Source organism: Mesorhizobium sp. LNJC405B00 (assembly GCF_000502615.1).
Taxonomy (GTDB): Bacteria; Pseudomonadota; Alphaproteobacteria; order Rhizobiales; family Rhizobiaceae; genus Mesorhizobium.
In genome coordinates this window covers 26,424-53,044 of sequence record NZ_AYWC01000019.1, presented here as the reverse complement: position 1 = coordinate 53,044, position 26,621 = coordinate 26,424, and the positions used below count along the sequence as shown (strand labels likewise).

Here is a 26,621-nt window from a genome sequence, read left to right as displayed (position 1 = left end):
CTCCTCAGGGATAAAGCCGTGTCTTGTCCCAGCCGCCTTCGGCGTTGCGCGAAAAGACCAGCCGATCGTGCAGCCGGAATGGCCGGTCGTGCCAAAACTCGATCGCCTGCGGCACGATGCGGAAGCCCGACCAGTGCTTTGGCCGCGGGATTTCGCCGATAGGGTAGCGCGCCGTGTATTCGGCCACCGCCTTCTCCAGGGCGAAGCGGCTTTCCAGCGGCCGCGACTGTTTCGAAGCCCATGCGCCGATCCGGCTGCCGCGCGGCCGCGTCGCGTAATAGGCGTCGGCTTCAGCGTCGCTGACGATTTCCACCGGTCCGCGTATGCGCACCTGGCGGCGCAGCGATTTCCAGTGGAAGCACATCGCCGCCTTCATGCTGCCAAGAATCTCGCGGCCCTTGGCGCTCTCGAAATTCGTGTAGAAGACAAAGCCGCTTTCATCGAACCCCTTGAGCAGCACCATACGCACATCGGGCATGCCATCGGCATCCACGGTTGCAAGTGCTACGCCGTTGGCATCGTTGATTTCGCTTTTCTTGGCGTCCTCCAGCCACTCGGCAAAGAGCCGGAACGGCTCGGCGGCTTCGGTAAAGTCACTACTTGTTAACTCAGTGTCACTCATAGTTTTTCTCAAATCGTCTCGAGCTTCAGGAGGTTGCCGATTGTCGCGTATCGCGCAAGCTTTTGACAGCGGGCAATGGAGCGTTATCGCTTCGGCCAGTTCGAAAGCCGTGATCGTGATTATCGCACTGCCGCTTGCCGCCTGCGGCGCCGGCGGCTTCAGCCTGGAAAAGGCCGAGGTCGATCGTTCCATCGTCACCTCAAGCGCGCCGGCCAGGGTGACATCGACGGACGCCGACAGCGCTTCCGACCAGACCACGATCGGCAATGCGGTGTCTTCGGCCGACATCGAGGAGCTTCGCGGCCAGGCCGTGCCGTGGGCGAATGCCGACACCGGCTCGCGGGGCTCCATCACCGAACTCGCCGAAGTGCAGGACAACGGCCAAGACTGCCGCAGCTTTACCGCCTCGCGCGAAAGCTTCGACGGCGTCGCTTTGTTCAAGGGGCAATTGTGCATCGTCGCGGCCGGCGGCTGGCACATGCAGGACTTCAAACCGCTCTGAGTTTTCGAGGTTTGCGGGCGCTGCAATTTCAACCCTCGATAAGCCTGTGCGCCACTGGAATTTCTTCCTATGGGAGCGCATATAAGGGCCAACGTGGATTTAACTCATTTTCCAGGGCAGGACGCATGCGCGACCCCTATGAGGTGCTGGGCGTTGCCAAGAACGCATCGGCCAAGGACATAAAATCGGCCTACCGCAAGCTCGCCAAGAAGTATCATCCGGACCAGAATCCGAATGATCCCAAGGCCAAGGACCGTTTTGCCGCCGCCAATCAGGCCTATGAGGTCGTCGGCGACGAGAAGAACCGTGCGGCCTTCGACCGCGGCGAGATCGACGCCGACGGCAAGCCGAAATTCCAGGGCTTCGAGGGTGCAGCCGGCGGCGGCGATCCGTTCGGTGGCTTCCGCCGCCAGCAGGGCGCCGGCGGCTCGCGCTTCGAATTTCGATCGGGGCGTCCGGGCGGCGATCCGTTCGACGGCAACAGCGACATTTTCAGCCAGATCTTCGGCGACGCCTTTTCCGGCGCGCGCGGCGCCGGAACAGGCGACCGCCGCCAGCAGGCGACCGCCGCCGATCTGAACGTCACGCTCGACGTCACCATCGAGGAGATAGCGACCGCCGAAAAGGTGACGGCGATGTTTCCCGACGGCCGCAAGATTGCGGTCAAGCTGCCGGTCTATGTCGAGGACGGACAGACCATCCGGCTGAAGGGCCAGGGCGAGCAGGGGCCGGGACAGCCGGGCGATGCACTGGTCAAGATCCGTATCCGCAGGCACCCGCGCTACCGCATCGAGGGCCGTGACCTGCATGCCGATCTGGAGGTAGCGTTGGCCGACGCGGTGCTGGGCGCCAAGGTACCGGTCGACACGCCGACCGGCAGGCTGGCGGTCAACATTCCGGCCTGGTCGAGCTCCGATAAGGTGCTGCGCCTGAAGGGCAGGGGCTTGCCGGAAAAGGCCGGCGGCCATGGCGATCTCTACGCCCATGTCCGCATCATGCTGCCGGAAGGCGGCGACAGCGAACTCGAAGCGCTGATGCGCAGCCGCAAGGGCTGATGCGGCCCGACTTGGCTGGCTAGCTGCCGGGCGCCGCTTCCTCCATCCGCCGGATGGTCTCGCCGAAGCGGCGCAACGCCTGCCGCACCGGGACATGCGGGCTCTCGATCTCCAGCAGGATCATCGTCTCGCTGCCGAGGAATGCGGCGCTGACCAGGCTGGTTACTTCGGCGGCGGAGAATGGCCCGAGGCCGCCGAACCGACGCTCCGCCTCTTGCGCCAGTCCGTCCAGCAGTTCGAACCAGCCGCGCAGGTCGCGGCGCACCGCCTTGGCGATCTCGGGGCTCGACAGGCTTGCCGCGATCATCTCGTGCAGGATCCGGACATAGCCGGACGCCAGATCATCGTCGAGGAAATCGCAAGCGCGCTCCCAGCGTTGCCACAGCGGCATCGGTGCCGCAAAGGTCTCCGCCTGGCGCTTCAGCAGGCCCTCGTTCAGATGGTCCAGCAGGGCCAGGAACAGCCGTTCCTTGGAGCCGAAATGGTAATGGATCTGGCTGAGCGGAACGCCGGCGATCTCGGCAACGCGGCGCGTCGACAGATCGGCATAACCGCCTCGATGGAGGCATAACTCGGCGGCCGAAATCAGTTCGGCGCGCGTGTCGCGCTTTTGCTTGTTCTGCGGCGGGGTAACGGCTTCGGCAGCGTCCGTCATGCGGCGTGGCTGCCGCTGTTAGCGGTGCAATCTGGGCGGATCATAGCTTCTCCTGTCCGGGGCTGGACGTCCCTCCACTCTATCTCGGTCGAGCGACCGATCAAGTTGACTCGCTGGAAAATTTATGGTTTTTGACGCTGAATTCGGTCGACCGACCGAATCCTGATGCTTGCATGGAGGGGCAGTCATGGCGGGCGTAATCACCCTTATCTACGGCGTTGCCGCATACCTGATCTTTCTCGGTTCGTTTCTCTATGCGGTCGGTTTCGTCGGCAACATGGTCGTGCCGAAATCGATCGATTCCGGAGTCGCTGGAAGTCCGGTCGAAGCCGTCATCGGCAATGCACTGCTGCTCGGCCTTTTCGCCGCCCAGCACAGCATCATGGCGCGGCCGGTTTTCAAGCGCTGGTGGACACGGATTGTCCCGCACGCGGCCGAACGCAGCACCTATGTGCTTTTGGCCAGCCTCATCCTGCTGCTGCTCTACTGGCAATGGCGGCCGATCCCCGGTCTCGTCTGGACGGTCGAGAACCCGGTCTGGGTCGCCGTCATCCATGGCGTGTTCTGGCTCGGCTGGGCGGTATTGTTGACCAGCACCTTTCTGATCAACCATTTCGAACTGTTCGGCCTGCGCCAGGTTCTCGCCGCTTTGCGCAAGAGCGAACCGGCGCCGCCCGTGTTCAGGACGCCACTGTTCTACAAATGGGTCCGGCACCCGCTCTATGTCGGCTTCCTCCTGGCCTTCTGGGCGACGCCGTCCATGACATGGGGCCATCTCCTGTTCGCGGTGGGCAGCACCGGCTACATCTTGCTCGGCATCTTCCTCGAGGAACGCGATCTCGTCGCGATGTTCGGCGATCAGTACCGAAGCTACCGCAAGCAGGTGGGAATGCTCATTCCCTGGCGCAAAATGGCTGGATAGGGCCGATGCGTTGCCGACCAGCCGATTCGGCTGGTCGGCCGGGCCTGGGCCATCAAGGCGCGCTGGCCGCAGTGAGGTGTTCAAATCTCACAACAACGTTATTATCCCCCATTCGTTGTCACGCCGAGTGTCTGAATTGAACGCGCGCCCCGTCTGCGCTTGATGCGCCTTTCTGCCTGTGCGATAGGCACTCCAAAGCAGAAAATCTTTCGGAGAGCGCTGACATGGCGGGTGGACAGGGCCTTATGGCCGGCAAGCGCGGCCTTATACTGGGCGTCGCCAACAACAGATCGATTGCCTACGGCATCGCCAAGGCCTGCGTCGACCATGGCGCCGAGATCGCGCTGACCTATCAGGGCGAGGCGTTCAAGAAGCGCGTCGAGCCGCTGGCTGCGGAATTGGGCGCCTTTGTCGCCGGTCATTGCGATGTCACTGATCCGGCGAGCCTCGACGAGGTGTTTGCCAATGTCGCCAAGCATTGGGGCGGCAAGCTCGACTTCCTCGTCCATGCCATCGCCTTTTCCGACAAGGACGAGTTGACCGGACGCTATGTCGAGACGACGCGCGACAATTTCCTGCGCACCATGGACATTTCGGTCTATTCCTTCACCACCATCGCCAAGCGCGCCGAAGCGCTGATGACCGATGGCGGCTCGCTGCTGACGCTGACCTATTATGGCGCCGAAAAGGTTATGCCGCATTACAACGTCATGGGTGTCGCCAAGGCAGCGCTCGAAGCCAGCGTGCGCTATCTCGCCGTCGACCTCGGCGGCAAGAAGATCCGCGTCAACGCTATCTCGGCCGGGCCGATCAAGACCTTGGCTGCTTCGGGCATCGGCGACTTCCGCTACATTTTGAAGTGGAACGAATACAATTCGCCGCTCAAGCAGACCGTCACCCAGGAAGAAGTCGGCGATTCCGCCGTCTATTTCCTGTCGGACCTGTCGCGTGGCGTCACCGGCGAGGTGCACCATGTCGATTCCGGCTATCACGTCGTCGGCATGAAGTCGGTCGACGCGCCGGATATTTCGACCGTCAAGGAATAGTTCTGCCGCGGTTTCCGCCTGCCTGTCCTGATTTCCGGAAGACCTGATGGTTCCGCTCGTCTACATCGTGCGCCATGGCCAGACGCAGTGGAATGCCGAGTCGCGGCTGCAGGGCCAGGCCGACACCGATCTCAACGCACTCGGCCGCGAGCAGGCGACCCGCAATGGGCGGCGGCTGGCCGAGCTGATCCAGAACCCTGAGGATTTCGACTTTGTCGCCAGTCCGATGAAGCGGACGCGCGAGACGATGCAGCGGCTACGCTTGGCGATGCAACTCGATCCCGATGCCTACCGCACCGACCCGCGTCTGGTCGAGGTGCACTTTGGCGACTGGCAGGGCTTTACCTATGCCGAACTCGATACGCGAATGCCGGGCTCGGCGAAGGCGCGACGGCGCAACAAATGGAATTTCCAGCCGCCGGGCGAGGGCGCCGAAAGCTACCAGATGCTGCTCGAACGGGTGAAGCCGTGGTTCGAGGCGCTCGACCGCCAGACGGTCTGCGTCACGCATGGTGGCGTCGTGCGGACCCTGTTTCGGATGGTCGAAGGTGTTTCCGAACACGAAGCGGCAAACCTGGAAGTGCGGCAGGATCGGGTGCTCAGGCTGCAGGACGGGCGCCTGGATTGGCTTTAGGTTCGAGCGGAACAGGACGACCGTCCTGTTTATCTGGGCAGGGCTCCGCCGAGCGGCAAGGGCCTGTGCGATGTCGGTGTTACTCGGTGTCGGGCAGTTCCATGTCGGTGACGACGTTCTCGCCATTCGTCACGTCATAGGCAATGACGATATCCATGCCCGGCTTCAGCGAATCGAGATCGGTCTCGGCGTTGAGCTTGAAGGACTTGCCGTCCTCCAGCGTCAGCGTCAGCGCGTCCTTGTCGACCTTCTTGATCAGGCCTTCGGTCTGGCCGGCATAGGCGGCGGTGGAAATCAGCAACATGGCGGCAGCAGCGCCAATCAGGGTACGCATCGTCGTCCTCTTTGTCATTGCGCCTGCACGGATGGCGGCGAGCTTTCAACGGGCGGATGGAAGAGAGCAGAAACCAACCGAATGTGTCAAAACTAAAACCGCCGGATCACAGTTTGACCGCTGTGGAAAACGCCAATAGAACGCACCTTTGATCCGGTCCGGTGCCGGGCAGGGCTAAAATTCATGTCTCACAACACGTTCGGCCATCTCTTCCGCGTCACCACCTGGGGCGAAAGCCATGGCCCGTCGCTCGGCTGTGTCGTCGACGGCTGCCCGCCCGGCATCCGCTTCACACGGGCCGAAATCCAGGCCGAACTCGACAAGCGCCGCCCCGGCCAGTCACGTTTTGTGACCCAGCGCCGCGAGCCGGACGAGGTGAAGGTGCTGTCCGGCTTCATCCTCGACGAGAACGGCGAGACGATGATCACCACCGGCACGCCCGTCTCGATGCTGATCGAGAATGTTGACCAGCGCTCCAAGGACTATGGCGAGATCGCCCGCCAGTACCGCCCCGGCCATGCGGACTACACCTATGACGTCAAATACGGCCTGCGCGACCATCGCGGCGGCGGCCGTTCTTCGGCCCGTGAGACCGCCGCTCGCGTGGCGGCCGGCGCCTTGGCGCGCAAGGTGGTGCCCGGAATGGTGGTGCGCGGCGCGCTGGTCTCGATGGGCGAGAAATCCATCGACCGCGCCAACTGGAACTGGAATTTCATCGGTGACGCCGAAAACCCGTTCTTCACCCCCGATCCGGCCTCGGTTCCGGTCTTCACGCAATATCTCGACGGCATCCGCAAATCCGGCTCCTCGGTCGGCGCGGTGATCGAGATCGTCGCCGACGGCGTGCCCGCCGGACTTGGCGCGCCGATCTACGCCAAGCTCGACCAGGACATCGCGTCCGGCCTGATGTCGATCAACGCCGTCAAGGGCGTCGAGATCGGCAACNGATCGGCAACGGTTTCGAAGCCGCCCGCATCACCGGCGAACAGAATGCCGACGAGATGCGCATCGGCAATGACGGCAAGCCGGTGTTCCTGTCCAACAATGCCGGCGGCATTCTGGGCGGCATCTCGACCGGCCAGGCGATCGTCGCCCGCTTCGCCGTCAAGCCGACCTCGTCGATCCTGAAGCCGCGAAAATCCATCGACAAGGACGGCAACGACGTCGACGTCATGACCAAGGGCCGCCACGACCCCTGCGTCGGCATCCGCGCCGTGCCGATCGGCGAAGCCATGGTTGCCTGCGCCATCGCCGACCATTATCTGCGGCACCGGGGACAGACAGGCCGGGGATTAGGCAGTAGGGATTAGGTAATAGGCCAGCCCATCCTTCCTTCCCTAACTCCTACTGCCCAACCCCTATTCCCTGCGAGCGAAGCGAGCCAATGCCATACGACCAGAAGAAAATCGTCGAAGCCATCCGCGCCTTCGAGCGCGGCGAGATCGTCGTCGTCATGGACGATGACGGGCGTGAGAACGAGGGCGACCTGATCGTTGCCGCCGTGCATTGCAGCCCGGAGAAAATGGCCTTCATCATCCGTCACACCTCCGGCATCGTCTGCACGCCGATGCCGCGCGAGGAGGCCAAGCGGCTCAATCTGCAGCCGATGGTCGCCGACAATGATTCCGCCCACACCACGGCCTTTACCGTCAGCGTGGATTTTAAGCATGGCACCACCACCGGCATTTCGGCCGAGGACCGCACGCTGACCGTGCGCAACCTGGCCAACGGCAATGTCGGCGGTTCGGATTTCGTCCGGCCCGGCCACATCTTCCCGCTGATCGCTAGGGAAGGCGGCGTGCTGATGCGCTCGGGCCATACCGAAGCCGCGGTTGACTTGTGCAAACTTGCCGGCCTGCCGCCGGTTGGCGTGATCTCGGAGTTGGTCAATGACGACGGCACCGTCAAGCGCGGCCCGCAGGTGGCGAGCTTTGCCGAGGAACACGGCCTCAAGCAGGTCTCGGTCGCCGACCTCATCGCCTACCGGCAGCGCAAGGAAACGCTGGTCGAACGCGTCGCCTGCTCCGAAATCGACACACTCGGCGGCAAGGCGCAGGTCTTCACCTACACGCTGCCTTGGGATTCCATGCACCATGTCGCGGTCGTTTTCGGCGACATCCGTGACGGCGAGGACGTCCCGGTGCGGCTGCATTCCGAGGATGTGGTGACCGACGTGTTCGGCACCAGCCACCGGCTCGACGCCATTATGAAGGCGATGGGCGAACGCAAGCGCGGCGTCATCGTTTACCTCCGAGAGGGTTCGGTCGGCGTCGCCCATCAGGAGCGCAACCGGCCGATGAGTGCCGACCGTGAGGACCACGAAGAGGCCCGCCGCCGTGAGAACGAGTGGCGAGAAATCGGCCTCGGCGCCCAGATCCTGAAGGACCTCGGCATTTCCTCGATCAACCTGATCGCCTCGCGCGAACGCCACTATGTCGGGCTGGAGGGCTTTGGCATTCATATCGCCAAGACCGAGATTTTCTAGGGGACAGGGGGCGGTCGGATGAGCTTCGAGGCCTATCTCAATTGCTTTGAAGATGGCGAAGAGAGCTACTTCCCCACATCGATCGTCGAGGATGCCTTCGCGCCGTTCGTCACCAGGCGTGAACCTGAATTCACCTGCTGGGTCGTCGCCTATGACGATGCGTCGTCGGCCGACCTCTATCTCAATTTCGACCCCGGCGATGCCTCGCGATGTTCAGGCTTCACCGTCGCGCGGCCGCCCGACGATCCGCGCCTCTACGAAGCGCTGTGGAAAATCCTGCGTGTCACCAGCTCGGTCGTGTATTGCGCCGGAGAATGTCCGCCGATGGTCGGGCGCGCTGAAACCATACCCCATCTGAACCCGGATATGGTTGAGACACTGGGAAGTCCTGTTGTCGTTCTCGATGGAAACGAGATCCGCAAGAGGCTTGAACAGTCGTAGGGAGCCGCGCTCCTTTGGAGAAGCTGCGTCCGATCCGCGTTCCCGACCGGACGCTCGTGCGTTTATTCCGCGGGAACGGCGGCTGCACCGCAGCCGTCCAGCTCGCAGGCGCGGGTGGCCAGGCTGCGCTGGCCCAGCAACACCGTCACCAATGCGATGACGCCGGCCGCCACCGAGACCCAGAACCCGTTGCGGGCGCCGAATTCATCCACCACCGCACCGGCGGCAAACGAACCGAGCGCCATGCCGATGCCGATGCCTGTCATCACCCAGGTGATGCCTTCGGTCAGCATCGCTTCCGGCACGTGGCGTTCGATCAGGCCGAAGGCGGTGATGAAGGTTGGCGAGATCGCCACGCCGCTGATGAAAACGGTCAGCGCCAGCAGCGGCACCGTGTCGGCGGTGAGCGGCAGCAGCGTGCCGAGCGCAACGAGGGCGACCGCGAGGGCCAACTGGCGCTGCAGCGGCGCTTTCAGGTTGAGCGCGCCGACGATAAGGCCGAGCACGAACGATCCCAGCGCATAGACGCCGATGACGAGGCTGGCGGCGCCCGGCTGGCCGAGTTCCTTGGTGATCGCCACCGTGCTCACTTCCGTGGTCGCGAAGGTGGCGCCGACGAAGATCAGGGCGAAGGTGATGATCTGCACCGACCTGAGCCGGATTGCCGAGCCGCTCGAGACATGATTCACCGGCCGCACTTGTGGTTCGGTCGAACGCTGCAGGATGAAGGCTGCCGAGCCAAGGGCGAGGAATAGCGTGCTGACCAGGACACCGGCTTCCGGGAACAGAGCGGCACTCAAGCCCACCGACAGCGATGCGCCTGCAATGTAGACGAGTTCGTCCGCCGCCGATTCGAAGGCGAATGCGGTGTTCATCTGCGGCCGGCCGCGAAAAATCTCGGTCCAGCGCGCGCGCACCATCGCCGGCATGCTGGGCATGGCGGCGGCCGCCAGTGCCGACACAAACAGCGTCCACACCGGCCAGTCCTGATTGGCTGCGGCAATCAGCACCGCGAAGGCGAGCACGGTGAGGATGGTGGTCGGAATCACGATCCGCGTCTGGCCGAGGCGATCGACCAGCCGTGATATCTGCGGCGCCACGAAAGCGTTGCTCAGCGCGAACGTCGCCGAGACAGCTCCCGCCAGCCAGTATTCGCCACGCGTCTGCGAGAGCATGGCCACGATGCCGATCGGCGCCATGGCGATCGGCAGCCGCGCGAGGAAGCCCGCGGCGGCAAACCCCTTGGCTCCAGGGGCACCAAAGATTTCCGAGTATGGGTTTTGCATGGCTGGTTCCTCGACAAAGGCCAATTCGACAATTACATACGGTCCGTATGAATATAGGTAGTCGATACGCCGCGTATGTCAATTGGCATACGAAGCGTATGTGAATAAGGCCAGAACCATGCACAGACCCCGCAAGGAGATGATTGCCGAAACGCGCGCCAAGCTGATCACGGCGGCCCGCCACGCTTTCGGCACAATCGGCTATGCCGAGGCGTCGATGGACGACTTCACCGCCTCGGCCGGGCTGACCCGCGGCGCGCTCTACCATCATTTCGGCGACAAGAAGGGCCTGCTGCAGGCTGTCATCGCCGAAATCGATGGCGAGATGGCCGTCCGCATCCATGAGATTGCGTCGCGGGCGCCAAGCCGCTGGCAGCGTTTCGTCGACGAATGCACGACCTATATCGAGATGGCGCTGGAGCCGGAAATCCAGCGCATCATGTTTCGCGACGGTCCGGCTGTGCTCGGCGATCCGGCGCAATGGCCGAATGCCAATGCCTGCGTCGGTTCAATGACCGATCATCTGACGGCTCTGCAGCAGGAGGGGGTGGTCGTCCCCGGCGTCGACCCCGAAACCGCCGCCCGGCTGATCAACGGCGCCAGCAGCCAGGCGGCACAGCGCATCGCCAATTCGAACGACCCCGAAGCCACGTCGAAGACCGTGGTGGCGGCCTTCCAGCAGTTGCTTGAAGGCTTGCTTAAAAAGCAGGACTCGCAGCCGGTCTGAAATCTCGCCAGCCGATCCCCGGCATTGCCGAGATTGACAATTCCCGGCCCGGGTTCATCCTCGCCGTCCATCTCTGAGGGGAGATTCGGGCGCATGTGGGATTTCGAAATCGGCAGGTCGGTGTCCATCATGATCAGGACATGGCCATTCATCGTCTTTCGCATGATCGTCTATTTCGGCATTACGCTCGCCTACATCGTGGCGACCGGCAGCGGCGCCTCGGTCGGCTATGGCGTCGGCCACATCTCCACCGATCCCGACGGGCCGCTGTCTTTTGCGCTCTGGGGCGGCATCGTCGGCATCGGCGTCGTTTCGATCGCGCTGTACTGGATCCGCGAATACATCCTCTATGTCGTCAAGGCCGGCCATGTCGCCGTCATGGTCCATCTGATCGATGGCCGCGAGATTCCCAATGGCCAGGACCAGATCGCCTACGCCAAGGGTGTGGTGAAGGAACGTTTCGCCGAGGCCAACATCCTTTTCGTGGTCGACCAGCTGGTCAAGGGCGCCATCCGCGCCATCACCGGCCTGATCGGCGGCATCGCCGCCTTCCTGCCCATTCCGGGCCTCGGCGGCCTGGTCGCTTTCATCAATACGGTCATCCGCCTGTCGCTGACCTATGTTGACGAGATCATCCTCGGCTACAACATCCGTATCAACTCGTCGTCACCCTTCGAAACCGCCCGGCAAGGCGTCGTGCTCTATGCCCAGAACGGCAAGACCATGGTCAAGAACGCCGTCTGGCTGGCGGTCATCATGTGGGGTGTGTCCTTCGTCATCTTCCTTTTGATGCTGGCGCCGGCCGCCGCCATCATGTGGTTCATTCCGGGGCAGCTCGGCGGCTGGGCCTTCGTGCTCGCCATCCTCCTTGCCTGGGCCTTCAAGGCGGCCTTCATCGAACCCTTCGCCATAGCCTGCCTGATGCAGGTCTATTTCAAGACCATCGAAGGCCAGGTGCCGAACGCCGAATGGGACCAGCGGCTGGCCGAGGCGTCGTCCAAGTTCAGGGAACTCAGGGACAAGGCGGTGGCTTCCTTCGGCGGCTCGCGCTGGACGCAGCCCGCGCCCGGGGTGTAATCCCTGTTGAACGTCGGGGCGGTGAGGCGTCAAACCATGGTCAAAGCGGCCGGGCGCGCCTATATCGGGTCATGGTCACCAGGCTCTACACCCATCCGATCTTCCTCGAACATCTGACGCCCCCCGGTCATCCGGAGCGGCCGGACCGCTTGCGCGCTATCGAGCGCGTGCTCGACGACGAGGCCTTCACCGCACTCGATCGGGTAACGGCGCCGCAAGGCGACGAGGCCACAATCCTCTACGCCCACCCCGAGGATTTCGTCGCCCGCGTCCGCGCCGCGATCCCTGAAAGCGGCATTGCCTCGATCGACGCCGACACCAGCGCCAGCCCGAAAAGCTGGCAGGCGGTGGTCACTGCCATCGGTGCGGCCAACGCTGCCGTCGACGATGTTTTCGAGGGCAGCGTTGCCAATGCCTTCGTCGCCGCGCGTCCGCCCGGCCATCATGCCGAAAAGACCACGGCCATGGGCTTTTGCCTGTTCAACACCGCGGCGATCGCGGCCCGCTACGCGCAGAAGAAACACGGCGCCGAGCGTGTCGCCATCGTCGACTGGGACGTGCATCACGGCAATGGCACGCAGGACATTTTCTGGGACGATCCCTCGGTGCTCTATTGTTCGACGCACCAGATGCCGCTCTATCCCGGCACCGGGGCTAAAAACGAAACCGGCGCCGGCAACATCGTCAACGCGCCGCTGGCGCCGCAGACCGGCTCGGACATGTTTCGCGATGCCTTGCTGTCGCGCGTCCTGCCGGCACTCGACAATTTCGCGCCCGATCTGATCATCATTTCCGCAGGGTTCGACGCTCACCATCGCGATCCGTTGGCCGAGATCAACCTCAGCGAGGACGATTTCGACTGGGCGACCGGCCAGTTGCTGGAACGCGCCGGGCGCCACAGCGGCAACCGGCTCGTCAGCCTGCTCGAGGGCGGCTACGATCTGCAGGGATTGGCATTTTCGGTCGCTGCCCATGTCGGGCGGCTGATGAAGGGATAAAGTATGGCTGGCGAAGCAAACGAAGACGTCAAGGCGATGAGCTTCGAGCAGGCACTCGACGCGCTGGAAAAGATTGTCGATGATCTGGAACGCGGCGACGTGCCGCTCGACCAGTCGATCAGAATCTATGAGCGCGGCGAGGCGCTGAAGGCCCATTGCGACCGGCTGCTGAAGGCTGCCGAAGACAAGGTCGAGAAGATCAGGCTGTCGCGTGATGGCAAACCGGTGGCAACGGAGCCGCTCGACGCGGAGTAGTGGAATGGGGCGGGCATAAAGCAGATAGGAGTTCAAGCATGTGCAGAAACATCAAGACCCTGTTCAATTTCGAGCCGCCGGCGACCCATGACGAGATCCGCGACGCCGCGCTTCAATTCGTGCGCAAACTGAGCGGAACGACGCGGCCCTCGCAGCGCAACCAGGCGGCCTTCGACCGTGCCGTCGAGGCGATCGCCGAATCGGCGCATGAATTGCTGCATTCGCTCGAAACCACACATCATCCGCGCAATCGCGAAGAGGTGGCGGCCAAGGCAAAAGCCAAATCGGCGCTCCGCTTCGCCTGAGGACATCCAGATGAGTTTCTTCCCCGGCAAGGACCCTGAGCCTGGCGATGCCTTCGCCAGCGACCAGATCGAGCTCATGGTCATTCCAAACGCCAAGGATATTGGCGGCTTCCAGGTTCGTCGCGCTCTGCCGACGGCAAAGCGGCGGCTGGTCGGTCCCTTCATCTTCTTCGACCGCATGGGGCCGGCGATCTTGCGCGCCGGCCAGGCGATGGATGTGCGCCCGCACCCGCATATCGGGCTTTCCACCGTCACCTATCTGTTCGACGGCAATATCAGGCACCGCGATTCGCTCGGCACCGAGATGGTCATCCAGCCCGGCGACGTGAATTTGATGACCGCCGGCCGCGGCATTGTCCATTCCGAGCGCACGCCCGAAGAACTGCGCGGCGCGCCGATGTCGGTCTCCGGCCTGCAGACATGGCTGGCTTTGCCCGACGGCAAGGAGGAAGTGGCGCCGGTGTTCGAGAACACGGCCGCGCTCCTTCTGCCCGAGATCGACGCCGAAGGTGTTTCCGGCCGCGTGGTGATCGGCGATTTCCAGGGACTGCGCTCGCCGGTAAGAGCCGACACCGAGACGCTCTACGCCGATCTGAGGCTGGCGCCCGGCGCCAGCGTCAAAATTCCCGCCGACGCCGAGGAACGCGCCATCTACACGCTGGACGGCGATGTCTCAATCTCGGGCGACCGTTTTCCGGCCGAACGGCTGCTGGTGTTCCGGCCTGGCGACGAGATCGTCGTGTCGTCCGAGCGCGGCGCCCATTTCATGCTCTTCGGGGGCGCTTCGCTCGGCTCTCCGCGCCACATCTGGTGGAACTTCGTCTCGTCGTCGAAGGAACGCATCGAACAGGCCAAGCAGGAATGGAAGACGGGCCGCTTCGATATCGTTCCTGGAGATGAGGAAGAGTTCATTCCGTTACCGGACAATTAACGTCAGCATCACCCGCGTCACTGACACGCATTTACATTCCGGCGACGCAGGCATATTTCGCCATGATCGACGCGCATTATAGCTGAGCAGGCCCTTTAACAGTGAACGCAACGCTGCATACGCCGCTTCTCGACAAGGTCCGCATTCCAGCCGACCTGAAGAAGCTTGACGAAAGCGAGCTGCCGCAGCTGGCCTCGGAGCTGCGCGCCGAGCTGATCGATGCCGTCTCGCATACGGGCGGGCATCTCGGCGCCGGCCTCGGTGTCGTCGAACTGACGGTGGCGCTGCACTATGTCTTCAACACGCCGGAAGACCGCGTGATCTGGGATGTCGGCCACCAGGCCTATCCACACAAGATCCTGACCGGCCGCCGCGACCGCATCCGAACGCTCAGGCAAGAAGGCGGCCTGTCCGGCTTCACCCGTCGCGCCGAGAGCGAATACGACCCGTTCGGCGCCGCGCACTCTTCGACCTCCATTTCCGCCGGCCTCGGCATGGCCATGGCGCGCGACCTCTCGGGCGGCCACAACAATGTCATTGCCGTCATCGGCGACGGCGCCATGTCCGCCGGCATGGCCTATGAAGCCATGAACAATGCCGGCGCGCTTGATGCCCGGCTGATCGTCATCCTCAACGACAACGACATGTCTATCGCGCCGCCGACCGGCGCCATGAGCGCCTATCTGGCGCGGCTCGCGTCGGGCAAGACCTATCTTGGCCTGCGCGATTTCGGCAAGAAGCTGACCTCCTATCTCGGCAAGCGCGCCGACCGCGCCATCAAGCGGGCGGTCGAGCATGCGCGCGGCTACGTCACCGGCGGCACGCTGTTCGAGGAGCTTGGCTTCTACCATATCGGCCCGATCGACGGCCACAATCTCGAGCATCTGATCCCGGTGCTGAAGAACGTCCGCGACCATGCCGACGGTCCGGTGCTGATCCATGTCGTGACCCAGAAGGGCAAGGGCTACGCGCCGGCCGAGGCTGCGGCCGACAAATATCATGGCGTGAACAAGTTCGACGTCATCACCGGCGCGCAGACCAAGGCCCCGGCCAATGCGCCGGCCTACACCAAGGTGTTTGCCGAAAGCCTGGTCCAGGAAGCCCGCCTGGACGAACTTATCGTCGCCGTCACCGCCGCCATGCCGAACGGCACCGGCCTCGATTTGTTCGGCGAAGCGTTTCCGACCCGGACCTTCGATGTCGGCATTGCCGAGCAACATGCCGTGACCTTCGCCGCCGGCCTCGCCAGCGAGGGCTACAAGCCCTTCGCCGCCATCTATTCGACCTTCCTGCAGCGCGCCTACGATCAGGTCGTCCATGATGTGGCGATCCAGAAACTGCCGGTGCGTTTCCCGATCGACCGCGCCGGTTTCGTCGGCGCCGACGGCGCCACTCATTGCGGCGCCTTCGACACCACCTTCCTGGCGACGCTGCCGGGCTTCGTGGTGATGGCGGCCGCCGACGAGGCGGAGCTTCGCCACATGGTGCGCACCGCCGCCTATTATGACGAAGGCCCGATCGCCTTCCGCTATCCGCGCGGCAATGGCGTCGGCGTCGACATGCCGGAGCGCGGCTCGGTGCTCGAAATTGGCAAGGGCCGCATCGTCAGGGAAGGCACCAAGGTGGCGCTTCTGTCCTTTGGCACAAGACTGCAGGACTGTCTGCTGGCGGCCGAGGAACTCGGCGCGGCAGGGCTTTCGACGACGGTTGCGGACGCCCGTTTCGCCAAGCCGCTGGACGAGGATTTGATCCGCCGTCTCGCCCGCTCGCACGAAGTGCTGGTGACGGTGGAAGAGGGGGCTGTCGGCGGTTTCGCCAGCCACGTGCTGCAGTTCCTCGCCCATGAAGGCTTGCTGGAAAGCGGTCTGAAAGTTCGGCCGCTGGTGCTGCCGGACGAGTTCACCGACCACGCCAAGCCGGAAAAAATGTATGCCGATGCCGGGCTCGACGCGGCCGGCATCGTGCGCACCGTGTTCGTCGCGCTCGGCCATTCCGCGCGCGCGCAGCGCGCCTGAATCAAACCTCACGCAGCTGAAGCAGTTGCCTGAGCAAGCCTGACACTTTGTTAACGCTTCTCTTTGGCGTTTCGCTTACCGTCTCTTTTGGCCGTTTTTCAACGCCGCCCTGCTAGAACTCTCCAGGCAGGGAGTTAAAAACAATGCGAACGCTTCTGTGCGGCGCGGCCCTTTTGGCCGTCATCGCCGCGCCGGCCATGGCCGAGACGCGCTATGACCGCAAGCTCGAACAGGCGGTGGCAGGCATCGTCGCCCGCAAGATGGGCGATATCAGGGGCGCTTTTTCCTACAAGCAGGTGCCGCAGCTTGTCGTCGTGCCGGACGCACCAGTCGTTGCTGTCGAGCGCCCGCGCAAGCAGGCTTCAGATGACGGAAGCGACGGCCTGATGCCGGCCGTTGAACGGCAGGTCTCACGGACGATCTTCTAAAACCACATATCGCGCACGCAGCGCCCATCGCGCGGCAGGTCGTCATAAGTTGTCCAGCCCGTCGAAATGGTCGATCGGCAGGTCGGCGACCGCCTCCGGCGGTGCCAGCCTGACATTGACGGCGATCCGCGTGCGGCCGCTGTCGCTGCGGCGCAAACCGCGCCAGGCAAGCACACAGGCACATGTCGGGCAAAACAGTATTTCCAGCGACGGCGTCTCCTTGCCAGCGCGGGTGTAGGACTGCACAGGCCCCACAAGCCGGATACGCTCGTCGACAAAGTCATAGGCCCAGAGTGTGCCATAGCGGCGGCAAAGCGTGCAATTGCAGGCCGTGATCGGGCCGGGATCGCCTTCCAGGGTCCAGTGGGCGGCGCCGCAATGGCAGGTTCCCGTCAGCATTCGTCTTCCTCCGCATTGCCTGAGCCTCTACATCTTGCCGGACTGGCTGCGCTATTCAACCGGGCGGACTGGCTTGCGGCCCGGGTCTCGACGTCCTCCTATGCCAATGTCCTTGCCTTCGCGGCCGGCTTTCGCCATGAAGGCCGATGAACTCCCCTCTGCCAGCCAGCACACGCCAGCGGCTCGACGAATTGCTCGTCCAGCGCGGCCTGTTTGCGAGCCGCTCGCGCGCCCGCGACGCGGTCGAGCGCGGCACCGTGACGGTCGACGGCGTGGTCGCCCGCAAGCCCGGCCAGACGGTTCTGCCGCACTGTCTCATCGTCATCGACGACCCGGCGCAGGGTTATGTCTCACGCGCGGCGCTGAAGCTGATCGCCGGGCTCGACCATTTCAGTCTCGATCCCGCGGGCAGTGAAGCCCTCGATATCGGCGCCTCGACAGGCGGCTTCACCCAGGTGCTGCTCGAACGCGGCGCGGCCCATGTCACTGCCATCGATGTCGGCCACGGCCAGATGCATCCCGGTGTCTCGTCCGACCCGCGCGTCACCGTGATCGAGGGCCTCAACGCTCGCGAGCTCGCGGCTGCCGATCTCGGCGGCCGTATCCCCGATTTCATCGTCTCCGATGTCAGCTTCATCTCGTTGAAACTGGCGATGCCACCGGCGTTGGCATTGGCACGGGACGGCGCTCGTGCGGTGTTTCTGGTCAAGCCGCAATTCGAGGCCGGCCGCGAGGCGATCGGCAAGGGCGGTCTTTTGAAAGACCCTTATGACGCCGCCCGTGTGGCCGGCTTGCTGCAGGAATGGCTCGAAGGCGTCCCTGGCTGGCGTACATTGGGCTTGCACATGTCGCCGATCGAAGGCGGGGACGGCAACCGCGAATTCCTGCTTGCCGGGATCAAGGATGCCGGGATCAAGGATGCCGGGACCAAGGATGCCGGGACCAAGGACCGATGAGCACGGGCTTCACCATCAAGAGACTGGGTTCGCAGGGCGACGGCGTCGCCGAGACGGAAACCGGCGAGCTGTTCATTCCCTTCACCCTGCCCGGCGAGACCGTCACCGCCGCGCGCGAGAGGGATCGCGCCATGCTGATGGCGGTATTGGAGACGTCGCCGCTGCGTATCGATCCGGCCTGCCGGCATTTCACCGAATGTGGCGGCTGCGCCGTCCAGCATCTGCAAGCCGACGCTTACCAGCAATGGAAACGCGACAAGGTCGTGCACGCTTTGAAAGGCATTGCCGGCGACATCGGCGCCCTGGTGCCGTGTGCGCCACACACACGCCGCCGCGTCGTGCTTGCCGCCAGGCGCGCCGACACAGGCATGCTGCTTGGCTTCCATCGCCATCTTTCGCCGGAAATCATCCCCATCGAGGAATGTCCGATCTCGCTGCCGGAGATCGTTGCCGCGCTCGATCGCTTGAGGTCGGTCGCCGACCTGGTTTGCGCCACCACCAAATCGTTCCGGATGGCGGTCACTGTGACGGGCTCGGGGCTTGACGTCGCTGTCTATGAGTCGGGCAAGCTGGGCGAGAACCAGCGCCGGGTCGCCTCCAACTTCATCATGGCCAATGGCTTTGCCCGGCTTTCGATCGACGACGAGATCGTCATCGAGCCGAAAAAGCCGGTGGTCATGTTCGGCACCGTCGCTGTCGCCATACCGCCTGGCGCCTTCCTGCAGGCAACGCAAGCCGCCGAACAGACGATGGCCGATCTCGTTGGCGGACATCTGAAGCGGGCCAGGAAAGTCGCGGATCTTTTCGCCGGCTGCGGCAGCTTTGCGCTTCGGCTGGCGGCCAAATCCGAAGTCCACGCGGTCGAAGGCGACGCGGCAGCCCTTTCGGCGCTCGACCGCGGATCGCGCTTCGCCACCGGCCTGAAGCGGGTAACCGGCGAACGCCGCGACCTGTTCCGGCGGCCGGTGACGTTCAAGGAGCTGAATGCTTTCGATGGCGTCGTCTTCGACCCGCCGCGCGCCGGCGCCGAGGACCAGTCGAAGCAGATCGCCCGCTCGGATGTGCCGTTCGTCGCCGCCGTCTCCTGCAATCCGGTGACGCTGGCACGCGACCTGCGCATCCTGATTGACGGCGGCTACATCTTGAAGAGCGTCACGCCCATCGACCAGTTCCTGTGGTCGCCGCATGTCGAGGCCGTGGCGCTGCTGGAGAAGCCGAAACGGCGACGTTAATCCGCCGATTTTCACAAGGCCGTGCTTGAGTTTGCCGCCCCCCGCAAGACGTAGCCGGCTGGCAAACTAGCCTTCGCGAACGCTTTCGTACCCGGCCGCTTGTGCGGCCTTGATGAACTTACGGTCGAAGGACACAAATGCTGAGCAGTGCGAGGACTTGCCCAGATGGAGCGCATCGGCGAAATCCATTCCCGTCTCGGCTAGATCGACCGCGGAAGAGACCATCGCAGCATCCTCTATCTCGATAGTGGGAAGCCCGCCGAACACCCGCAGTGCATTGACGATCGAGGCCTGATCATAACCATAGCCGCTGCGCAGCACCCACTCAGCCTCCAGGATCACCGTGACGGCGACGAAAACGGGCTGACCGTCGATCAGCCGCCGGGCTCGCGGGGACTGCTCGGGATCGTCGTTCGTCAGATACCTGACGACAACGTTGGTATCAATCGCGAGCATGGCGCCGCCGTGCTTCAGCAAGGACGGCTGCGTCCATCTCCTCCAAGGTCTTCGGTCTGCCACTGTGCGGCAGGACACCAAAGACATCTTCTGGTCGTGTCGGGACAAAGGCAGGCGCCGGTCTCAAAAGTACACCGTCCGGTGTGTCTTCGACCTGCAGGCGCGTGCCCGCGCCCCAGTCCCTCCGTTTGCGGATAGCGCTGGGCAGGATGACTTGTCCCTTGGTCGAGACGGTCGTTATAAGCTTTTCTATTGCACCCATTGCGGTATTACTCTTGTGTAAGACAAAGGTAAGATATCCCTGTGAGGGGAACTATTCAAGCCCGCCGACGTCTCCTCGCTCAAACCCTGGTGCCGCCGAGGGTCATCTGGTTCATCCTGAGATGCGGCTGGCCGACGCCGACCGGCACGCCTTGTCCGGCCTTGCCGCACATGCCGATGCCGGTGTCGAGTTTCATGTCGTTGCCGATCATCGAAACGCGGTGCATGGCGTCCGGTCCGTTGCCGATCAGCATGGCGCCCTTTATCGGCTGCGTCACCTTGCCGTTCTCGATCATGTAGGCCTCGGTGCAGCCGAACACGAACTTGCCTGACGTGATGTCGACCTGGCCGCCGCCGAAGGATACGGCATAGATGCCGGTCTTGACCGAGGCGATGATCTCGTCCGGCTCCATGTCGCCCGCCGTCATATAGGTGTTGGTCATGCGCGGCATCGGCTGGTGCGCATAGCCTTCGCGCCGGCCGTTTCCCGTGGCTTTCATGCCCATCAGCCGGGCGTTCTGGCGGTCCTGCATGTAGCCGACAAGCTTGCCGTCCTCGATCAGCACATTGCGGGCCGAAGGCGTGCCTTCATCGTCGACGGTCAGCGAACCCCGCCGCTCCGGCATGGTGCCGTCATCGACCACGGTAACGCCCTTGGCCGCCACCTGCTGGCCCAGCAGGCCGGCGAAGGCGGACGTCTTCTTGCGGTTGAAGTCGCCTTCCAGCCCGTGGCCGACAGCCTCATGCAGCATGACGCCCGGCCAGCCGCTGGACAAAACGATGTCGAACGTTCCGGCCGGCGCGGGAATGGCTTCGAGATTGACCAGCGCCTGCCTGAGCGCCTCCCTGGCCGCATGCTTCCAGGCGTCCTCGACCAGGAACTCGCCGAACGCCTTGCGCCCGCCCATGCCATAGGAACCGCTTTCCTGGCGGTCGCCGTCGCCGACGACGACGGAAACGTTGATGCGGACCAGCGGGCGGATGTCGCGCACGATCTGGCCGTCGGCGCGCACGATCTCGACATGCTGCCAGGACGCCGCGAGCGAGGCCGTCACCTGGCGCACGCGCGGGTCCTCGGCACGCAGCCATGCGTCGATCTCCTGCAACAGCTTGGCCTTGACCTCGAAGGAAGGCGAGGGGATCGGGTTCTCCTCGCCATAGAGATGGCGGTTGGTGCGCGCGGGCGCCCCGGCAAGCGTGCCGGAATAGCCGCCCTTGACGGTCGAGACGACGTCGGCGGCGCGCAGCAGCGACGCCTCGGAAAGATCGCTGGAATGGGCGTAGCCGCTGGCCTCGCCGGCCACGGCGCGAAGGCCAAAACCCTGGTCAGTGTTGAAATTGGCGGTCTTCAGCCTGCCATTGTCGAACATCAGCGCTTCGCTCTCGCTGTATTCGAGGAACAGTTCGCCGTCGTCGGCGCCGTTCAGTGTGTCGGCGACGATCCGCTTGATGCGATCGTCTGAAATGTCGAATTGGCCGGTCAGGCTGTTCATGGCAGGTCCGCTCACAAGAGGAATGGTGTTGCCACGATGTAGGCGCGAAGACGCGCCTGCACAATCCGCAATGACGATCCGCAGCAGGTAGGAGCGGGTAACCCCGCCCCTGAACATGACATCCATCTTGAAGTTCGACCCGTCACCCGAAAAGGCCTTCACCCAGCGATATTTCTTGTTCCATTCATCGGCCTGGTCGGCCGTGAAGGGGTCGGTATAGCCCGAGGAGAACTGGATCGACTTGCACTTCTCATGGTTTTCGCAGCCATAGAAGTAGATGACATATTTCATGCCCTGAAGCCGGCCCGAGACCATCGGATCGCCCCGTCGTCCTTGTCCATCTTGGCCGAGCCATAGCCTTTCGCAAGCTCGAAAATGACGGCCGGATCGGGCGCCGTGATGATTTCGGAATCCTCGGCAAAGGCGACGGAAACGGCGCCGGTCAGGATTAGACCGGTCGACAAAAGCAAAGAACAAGCACGCATGATGACCCCCACAGCCAAAGATCAAACCCGTGGGAATTGTGAGGAAAGACGGTTTCGCAAGCATCAAGCTCAGGGCAGGGCGGCAAAACCGTCGGCGAAGCCCTTGAGGTCGACGGGGATGCCGATGCCTTCTTCCGGCGTCTGGAAGACGATGAAGGTGGCCGACGTCCCGGTCTTCAGCGTATCGAGCAGCGGTTTTTCGAGAATGACCTCGGCATAGCAGCCGTCCTGGAAGCAGCGCACGAAATAGGCGCGGCCAATATCCTTGCCGTCGACATTGAGGCCCAGGCCATTGGGCAGCAGAACGCCGAGCGGGGCCAGCACGCGCAGGATCTCGGCCTTGTTGTCGGCGGTGCGCAGGACGACGACGGACAGTCCCATTTCCGGGCGATCCTCGGCAACGACGTTCTGCATCATCACGCATTGTTCCGAGGTGGCGCCGGCCGGCGTGTCGCAGATGATCGACCACGCGCCATGCGTTGACTTGACCGTGCCGCTGGGCTGCGCTGCATTGGCGACGCCGGTTGCGGACGAGCCGATACCGATCAGGGCGGCGAGAAAAACGACCTTCGCCCCGCTTCTCGAAAGCCAAGCGCTTTTCGAATGCCAGGCGCTCTTCGAATGCCAGGCGTTTCTCGAAAGCCAAGAGGTCATGACGGCTCCATTGCGAATCACGGCACTTTAAGCCGCGCCAAGGCCAAGTAAAGGATAGGGCGACCGCCGGTCAGCCCCGGCAGGCGCAATAATGCGCTTTTCCCTAGCAAATTCGCCCGAATTGCGACCGTCGGGCGCATTCCGGACACAAGCCCGCATAGCCTGTCTGTCGACGACCCGCGCGGGCCACGAGGCCGTCGAAACAGCGCGGCAGCACTTGCGCGCAAAAATGCCGCACGGTTTCGCCCGCTCCTTTCTTGCGGAGGGAAATAGAGTATGGTTTGAACCACCCTTGGGACTGTCCGGGATTCCCATCCCGGCATTGTTCGATATTCTTGCGTCGCGATCGCGAGGAACCGGGAGATGAAGAGGGCGATGAGAAAATTCCCAGCAAGCGCCAAATTGATGGCAACGGCAGGCGCCGCCGCCGCATTTTTCGCCGGTGCCTCCGCCCATGCGGCCCAGCCGCAGCCGTGGGAGATGACTTTTCAGCCGCCGGCGACAGACATGATGCGGCAGATCGAGTGGTTCGGGAACTACACGATGTGGTTCGTCGTCCCGATCACTGCTTTGGTTCTGGCGCTTCTCGCTTGGTGCATCTTCAGGTTCCGCGCCAGCAAAAACCCGGTTCCGTCCAAGACCAGCCACAACACGCTGATCGAGATCATCTGGACAGTCGGGCCGGTCGTCGTCCTGCTGTTCATCGCCATTCCCTCGTTCCAGCTGCTGACGGCGCAGTACACGCCGCCGGAAGAGGCCAAGCTGACCGTCAAGGTAACGGGCAATCAGTGGAACTGGGACTATGAGTACCAGACCGAGAACACGCTCTCCTTCAACTCGGCCATCCTGCAGGACGCCGACCGCGCCGCGATCGGCAAGGAAGACCGGAAGGTCTATCCGCGCCTGCTGGCGGTCGACAACGAGCTGGTCGTGCCGGTCAACACCATGACGCGCGTCCTGGTTACCGCAGCCGACGTGATCCATTCCTTTGCCGTTCCGGCCTTCGGCATCAAGATGGACGCGGTTCCCGGCCGCACCAACGAGACGTGGTTCAAGGCGGAAAAGGAAGGCATCTATTACGGCCAGTGCTCGCAGCTCTGCGGCAAGGACCATGCCTTCATGCCGATCGCCGTCCGCGTCGTATCCGATGCGCAGTACAAGACCTGGCTGGCAGCAGCCAAGACCGACCTCCCCGGCGCCAACAAGGCGCTGATGGCCGAGGTCGACGGTACCAACAAGGTAGCGGCCGCCGGCAATTGATGCCGCGGGTTAGCAAGAATTAGGGAACGGAGCCGACCATGGCAGAAGCTGCAGCTCACGACGACCACGACCACAAGCCCTATCACGGCTGGGTCCGGTGGGTGTACTCCACCAACCACAAGGACATCGGCACGCTCTACCTGATCTTCGCGATTTTCGCGGGCATCGTCGGCGGCGCGCTTTCGGTCGTCATCCGCATGGAGCTGCAGGAGCCGGGCATCCAGATATTCACCGGTCTGGCGCAGATGGTCTACGGCATGAACGGCGATGCCGCCATCGACGGCGGCAAGAGCATGTACAACGCCTTCGGCACCGCGCACGCACTGATCATGATCTTCTTCATGGTCATGCCGGCGCTGATCGGCGGCTTCGCCAACTGGATGGTGCCGATCATGATCGGCGCGCCTGACATGGCCTTCCCGCGCATGAACAACATCTCGTTCTGGCTGCTGCCGCCGGCCTTCCTGCTGCTGATCGCTTCGGCTTTCATGCCGAGCGCGCCCGGCGCGTACGGCGTTGGCGGCGGCTGGACGCTCTATCCGCCGCTGTCGACCTCCGGCCAGCCCGGGCCGGCCATGGATCTGGCGATCCTGTCGATCCACATTGCCGGCGCGTCCTCGATCCTGGGCGCCATCAACTTCATCACCACCATTTTCAACATGCGCGCGCCGGGCATGACGCTGCACAAGATGCCGCTGTTTGCCTGGTCGGTTCTGATCACCGCCTTCCTGCTGCTCTTGTCGCTTCCGGTTCTGGCCGGTGGCATCACCATGCTGCTTACCGACCGCAATTTCGGCACCACCTTCTTCGCCCCGGATGGCGGCGGTGATCCGATCCTGTTCCAGCATCTGTTCTGGTTCTTCGGTCACCCCGAAGTGTACATCCTGATCCTGCCGGGCTTCGGCATCATCAGCCACATCGTCTCGACCTTCTCGAAGAAGCCGGTGTTCGGCTATCTCGGCATGGCCTACGCCATGGTCGCGATCGGCGCCGTCGGCTTCATCGTCTGGGCGCACCACATGTACACGACCGGCCTGTCGCTCGACACGCAGCGCTACTTCGTCTTTGCCACCATGGTCATCGCCGTGCCGACAGGCGTGAAGATCTTCTCCTGGATCGCGACGATGTGGGGCGGCTCGATCTCGTTCAAGACGCCAATGCTGTGGGCGCTGGGCTTCATCTTCCTGTTCACGGTCGGCGGTGTCACCGGCGTCCAGCTCGCCAATGCCGGCCTCGACCGCTCGCTGCATGACACCTATTTCGTCATTGCCCACTTCCACTATGTGCTGTCGCTGGGTGCGGTCTTCGCCATCTTCGCCGGCTGGTACTACTGGTTCCCCAAGATGACCGGCTACATGTACTCGCCGGTGATCGCCAACACCCACTTCTGGGTCACCTTCGTCGGCGTCAATTTGATCTTCTTCCCGCAGCATTTCCTCGGTCTGGCCGGCATGCCGCGCCGCACCATCGATTATCCCGACGCGTTCGCCGGCTGGAACATGGTGTCGTCCTACGGCTCCTATATATCGGCCGTCGGCGTGGTGATCTTCCTCTATGGCGTGTTCGAGGCCTTCCAGAAGAAGCGCGTCGCCGGCGCCAATCCGTGGGGCGAGGGTGCAACGACGCTCGAATGGCAGCTGCCTTCGCCGCCGCCCTTCCACCAGTGGGAACAGCTGCCGAAGATCAAGTAAGGCAGCCCGAATACGAAACCGCCGGCCCGCCGGCGGTTTCGGCCAACGGAATTATTGGACTTATGTACGCATGGCCCTTGTCGACGACCCAATGATTGACGAAGCGGGCTTTCGCATGTCGGAAGCCACGTCGGGCGATTTCTTCGCCCTGCTGAAGCCGCGTGTCATGTCGCTGGTGGTGTTCACGGCCTTTGTCGGCATGGTCGCTGCGCCCGTGACCATCAACCCGCTGCTGGCGGTGATCGCCATCCTGGCCATTGCCATCGGCGCCGGCGCCTCTGGTGCGCTCAACATGTGGTACGACGCCGACATCGACGCAGTAATGAGCCGGACCGCCGGCCGCCCGGTACCCTCCGGCCGCATCCTGCCCGGCGAAGCCCTGAGCTTCGGCCTTGTGCTTTCGGTGCTGTCGGTGATGACGCTGGGCGTACTGGTCAACTGGCTGTCGGCGGCGCTGCTTGCCTTCACCATCTTCTTCTACGCCGTCGTCTACACGATGTGGCTGAAGCGCTCGACGCCGCAGAACATCGTCATCGGCGGCGCCGCCGGCGCCATCCCGCCGGTCATCGGTTGGGCCGCGGTGACCGGAACGGTGAGCCTGGAAAGCCTCGTCCTGTTCCTGATCATCTTCCTGTGGACGCCGCCGCACTTCTGGGCGCTGGCGCTGTTCAAGTCCGACGACTACGCCAAGGCTGGCATCCCGATGATGCCGAACGTTGCCGGCCAGGCCTCGACCCGCCGCCAGATCTTTGCCTACGCCCTGATCCTGGCGCCGATCGGCGTGCTGCCCTTGGTGCTCGGTTTCGCCACCGCCTTCTATGGCGTCGCGTCAGTCGCTCTCGGCGCCGGCTTCGTCTGGTATGCCTGGAAAGTGGTGTGCATGACCGATAGCGACCGCGTCATGAAGCCGGCCAAGGCTCTGTTCGCCTATTCGCTGCTCTACCTCTTCGCCATCTTCGCCATCTATCTTGCCGACTGTGTCGTCGGTCGCGCTTTGGCCATCGGTGGAGCATGAC

At 63.3% G+C, this 26,621-nt stretch carries 29 protein-coding genes and 2 pseudogenes; 21 read left to right on the top strand and 10 right to left on the bottom strand.

The window, feature by feature from the left end:
• Window positions 1-4 precede the first annotated feature (4 nt).
• Window positions 5-634 carry a pyridoxamine 5'-phosphate oxidase gene (gene pdxH, locus X756_RS140155; protein ID WP_081725434.1) on the bottom strand — a complete coding sequence of 210 codons (630 nt, stop codon included), beginning with the start codon at window positions 632-634 and terminating at the stop codon, window positions 5-7.
• Between the two features lie 28 nt (window positions 635-662).
• Between pdxH and X756_RS140160 the strand changes: the two genes are divergently transcribed.
• Window positions 663-1,124, top strand: a complete 462-nt coding sequence (locus X756_RS140160) for an RT0821/Lpp0805 family surface protein (protein ID WP_023731327.1) — start codon at window positions 663-665, stop codon at window positions 1,122-1,124.
• A 125-nt stretch (window positions 1,125-1,249) separates the two neighbouring features.
• Window positions 1,250-2,179 carry a J domain-containing protein gene (locus X756_RS140165; RefSeq protein WP_023692090.1) on the top strand — a complete coding sequence of 310 codons (930 nt, stop codon included), beginning with the start codon at window positions 1,250-1,252 and terminating at the stop codon, window positions 2,177-2,179.
• 19 nt (window positions 2,180-2,198) lie between these two features.
• Here the strand turns inward: X756_RS140165 and X756_RS140170 are convergent, their stop codons facing one another.
• Entirely contained in the window at window positions 2,199-2,834 is a 636-nt protein-coding gene (locus X756_RS140170) for a TetR/AcrR family transcriptional regulator (RefSeq protein WP_023692089.1), read from the bottom strand.
• 187 nt (window positions 2,835-3,021) lie between these two features.
• Here X756_RS140170 and mddA point away from each other — a divergent pair, with 187 nt between their 5' ends.
• The 3 genes from mddA to X756_RS140185 all read left to right on the top strand — a co-directional run bounded on the left by mddA (window position 3,022) and on the right by X756_RS140185 (window position 5,436).
• The gene (gene mddA / locus X756_RS140175; RefSeq protein WP_023702030.1) at window positions 3,022-3,756 is read left to right on the top strand and encodes a methanethiol S-methyltransferase; all 735 of its coding nucleotides are present in this window, start codon (window positions 3,022-3,024) and stop codon (window positions 3,754-3,756) included.
• Between the two features lie 224 nt (window positions 3,757-3,980).
• The gene (gene fabI / locus X756_RS140180) at window positions 3,981-4,802 is read left to right on the top strand and encodes an enoyl-ACP reductase FabI (protein WP_031239410.1); all 822 of its coding nucleotides are present in this window, start codon (window positions 3,981-3,983) and stop codon (window positions 4,800-4,802) included.
• A 46-nt stretch (window positions 4,803-4,848) separates the two neighbouring features.
• Window positions 4,849-5,436 carry a histidine phosphatase family protein gene (locus X756_RS140185; RefSeq protein ID WP_023731325.1) on the top strand — a complete coding sequence of 196 codons (588 nt, stop codon included), beginning with the start codon at window positions 4,849-4,851 and terminating at the stop codon, window positions 5,434-5,436.
• Window positions 5,437-5,515: 79 nt separating this feature from the next.
• Here X756_RS140185 and X756_RS140190 read toward each other — a convergent pair whose 3' ends face one another.
• Window positions 5,516-5,770: a DUF1344 domain-containing protein gene (locus tag X756_RS140190; RefSeq protein WP_023685405.1), complete on the bottom strand. Its 255-nt coding sequence runs from the start codon at window positions 5,768-5,770 to the stop codon at window positions 5,516-5,518.
• A 183-nt stretch (window positions 5,771-5,953) separates the two neighbouring features.
• Between X756_RS140190 and aroC the strand changes: the two are divergent.
• The 3 genes and pseudogenes from aroC (at window position 5,954) to X756_RS140200 (ending at window position 8,696) form a co-directional block, all read left to right on the top strand.
• Window positions 5,954-7,080 (top strand): annotated as a pseudogene (gene aroC / locus X756_RS04005) (chorismate synthase).
• A 74-nt stretch (window positions 7,081-7,154) separates the two neighbouring features.
• Entirely contained in the window at window positions 7,155-8,255 is a 1,101-nt protein-coding gene (gene ribB, locus X756_RS140195; protein WP_023685407.1) for a 3,4-dihydroxy-2-butanone-4-phosphate synthase, read from the top strand.
• Window positions 8,256-8,273: 18 nt separating this feature from the next.
• On the top strand, window positions 8,274-8,696 hold the full coding sequence (locus X756_RS140200) for a hypothetical protein (RefSeq protein WP_023685408.1): 423 nt from the start codon (window positions 8,274-8,276) through the stop codon (window positions 8,694-8,696).
• A 62-nt stretch (window positions 8,697-8,758) separates the two neighbouring features.
• Here X756_RS140200 and X756_RS140205 read toward each other — a convergent pair whose 3' ends face one another.
• The gene (locus X756_RS140205; protein WP_023716104.1) at window positions 8,759-9,982 is read right to left on the bottom strand and encodes an MFS transporter; all 1,224 of its coding nucleotides are present in this window, start codon (window positions 9,980-9,982) and stop codon (window positions 8,759-8,761) included.
• Between the two features lie 118 nt (window positions 9,983-10,100).
• On the opposite strand from X756_RS140205, the gene X756_RS140210 reads away from it, so the two are divergent.
• The 8 genes from X756_RS140210 (at window position 10,101) to X756_RS140245 (ending at window position 16,718) form a co-directional block, all read left to right on the top strand.
• Window positions 10,101-10,709 carry a TetR/AcrR family transcriptional regulator gene (locus X756_RS140210; protein WP_023685410.1) on the top strand — a complete coding sequence of 203 codons (609 nt, stop codon included), beginning with the start codon at window positions 10,101-10,103 and terminating at the stop codon, window positions 10,707-10,709.
• 93 nt (window positions 10,710-10,802) lie between these two features.
• Window positions 10,803-11,786, top strand: a complete 984-nt coding sequence (locus tag X756_RS140215; RefSeq protein ID WP_023731322.1) for a hypothetical protein — start codon at window positions 10,803-10,805, stop codon at window positions 11,784-11,786.
• 71 nt (window positions 11,787-11,857) lie between these two features.
• Entirely contained in the window at window positions 11,858-12,784 is a 927-nt protein-coding gene (locus tag X756_RS140220) for a histone deacetylase family protein (RefSeq protein ID WP_023685412.1), read from the top strand.
• Window positions 12,785-12,787: 3 nt separating this feature from the next.
• Complete coding sequence (locus tag X756_RS140225) at window positions 12,788-13,039, top strand: exodeoxyribonuclease VII small subunit (RefSeq protein WP_023731321.1); 252 nt, start codon at window positions 12,788-12,790, stop codon at window positions 13,037-13,039.
• A gap of 38 nt (window positions 13,040-13,077) precedes the next feature.
• On the top strand, window positions 13,078-13,344 hold the full coding sequence (locus X756_RS140230; protein ID WP_023668432.1) for a DUF2277 domain-containing protein: 267 nt from the start codon (window positions 13,078-13,080) through the stop codon (window positions 13,342-13,344).
• A 10-nt stretch (window positions 13,345-13,354) separates the two neighbouring features.
• Window positions 13,355-14,275 (top strand): pirin family protein, encoded by a 921-nt coding sequence (locus X756_RS140235; protein ID WP_023685413.1) that lies wholly within the window; start codon window positions 13,355-13,357, stop codon window positions 14,273-14,275.
• A gap of 101 nt (window positions 14,276-14,376) precedes the next feature.
• A complete protein-coding gene (gene dxs / locus X756_RS140240) occupies window positions 14,377-16,290 on the top strand; it encodes a 1-deoxy-D-xylulose-5-phosphate synthase (RefSeq protein WP_023731320.1) in 1,914 nt (637 codons plus the stop codon).
• Between the two features lie 143 nt (window positions 16,291-16,433).
• Window positions 16,434-16,718 (top strand): hypothetical protein, encoded by a 285-nt coding sequence (locus X756_RS140245; protein ID WP_023668429.1) that lies wholly within the window; start codon window positions 16,434-16,436, stop codon window positions 16,716-16,718.
• On the opposite strand, the pseudogene X756_RS04065 reads toward X756_RS140245, so the two are convergent.
• A pseudogene (locus X756_RS04065) lies at window positions 16,715-17,117 on the bottom strand (GFA family protein). The gene X756_RS140245 and the pseudogene X756_RS04065 overlap by 4 nt on opposite strands.
• 146 nt (window positions 17,118-17,263) lie before the next feature.
• Here X756_RS04065 and X756_RS140250 point away from each other — a divergent pair.
• On the top strand, window positions 17,264-18,073 hold the full coding sequence (locus X756_RS140250; protein WP_023731318.1) for a TlyA family RNA methyltransferase: 810 nt from the start codon (window positions 17,264-17,266) through the stop codon (window positions 18,071-18,073).
• Window positions 18,070-19,305, top strand: coding sequence for a class I SAM-dependent RNA methyltransferase (locus X756_RS140255; protein ID WP_023731317.1), 1,236 nt, complete (start codon window positions 18,070-18,072; stop codon window positions 19,303-19,305). The genes X756_RS140250 and X756_RS140255 overlap by 4 nt, the downstream gene beginning before the upstream one ends.
• Window positions 19,306-19,371: 66 nt before the next feature.
• Here the strand turns inward: X756_RS140255 and X756_RS140260 are convergent, their stop codons facing one another.
• From X756_RS140260 to X756_RS140275, 5 genes are all read right to left on the bottom strand, one after another.
• Window positions 19,372-19,761, bottom strand: coding sequence for a type II toxin-antitoxin system VapC family toxin (locus X756_RS140260; protein WP_023709873.1), 390 nt, complete (start codon window positions 19,759-19,761; stop codon window positions 19,372-19,374).
• Complete coding sequence (locus X756_RS1000000168100; RefSeq protein WP_084569973.1) at window positions 19,748-20,023, bottom strand: AbrB/MazE/SpoVT family DNA-binding domain-containing protein; 276 nt, start codon at window positions 20,021-20,023, stop codon at window positions 19,748-19,750. The genes X756_RS140260 and X756_RS1000000168100 overlap by 14 nt, the downstream gene beginning before the upstream one ends.
• A 79-nt stretch (window positions 20,024-20,102) precedes the next feature.
• A complete protein-coding gene (gene tldD, locus X756_RS140265; protein WP_245264574.1) occupies window positions 20,103-21,806 on the bottom strand; it encodes a metalloprotease TldD in 1,704 nt (567 codons plus the stop codon).
• Window positions 21,803-22,000 (bottom strand): hypothetical protein, encoded by a 198-nt coding sequence (locus X756_RS1000000169510; protein ID WP_155923284.1) that lies wholly within the window; start codon window positions 21,998-22,000, stop codon window positions 21,803-21,805. Before X756_RS1000000169510 ends, tldD begins: the two co-directional genes overlap by 4 nt.
• A 69-nt stretch (window positions 22,001-22,069) precedes the next feature.
• Window positions 22,070-22,654 (bottom strand): invasion associated locus B family protein, encoded by a 585-nt coding sequence (locus tag X756_RS140275; protein WP_023668422.1) that lies wholly within the window; start codon window positions 22,652-22,654, stop codon window positions 22,070-22,072.
• Window positions 22,655-23,029: 375 nt separating this feature from the next.
• Between X756_RS140275 and coxB the strand changes: the two genes are divergently transcribed.
• The 3 genes from coxB to X756_RS140290 all read left to right on the top strand — a co-directional run bounded on the left by coxB (window position 23,030) and on the right by X756_RS140290 (window position 26,620).
• On the top strand, window positions 23,030-23,914 hold the full coding sequence (coxB, locus tag X756_RS140280) for a cytochrome c oxidase subunit II (protein WP_023687148.1): 885 nt from the start codon (window positions 23,030-23,032) through the stop codon (window positions 23,912-23,914).
• Window positions 23,915-23,952: 38 nt separating this feature from the next.
• Window positions 23,953-25,605, top strand: coding sequence for a cytochrome c oxidase subunit I (gene ctaD, locus X756_RS140285; protein WP_023668420.1), 1,653 nt, complete (start codon window positions 23,953-23,955; stop codon window positions 25,603-25,605).
• Window positions 25,606-25,675: 70 nt separating this feature from the next.
• A complete protein-coding gene (locus X756_RS140290) occupies window positions 25,676-26,620 on the top strand; it encodes a heme o synthase (RefSeq protein WP_023731315.1) in 945 nt (314 codons plus the stop codon).
• Window position 26,621: the final 1 nt, after the last annotated feature.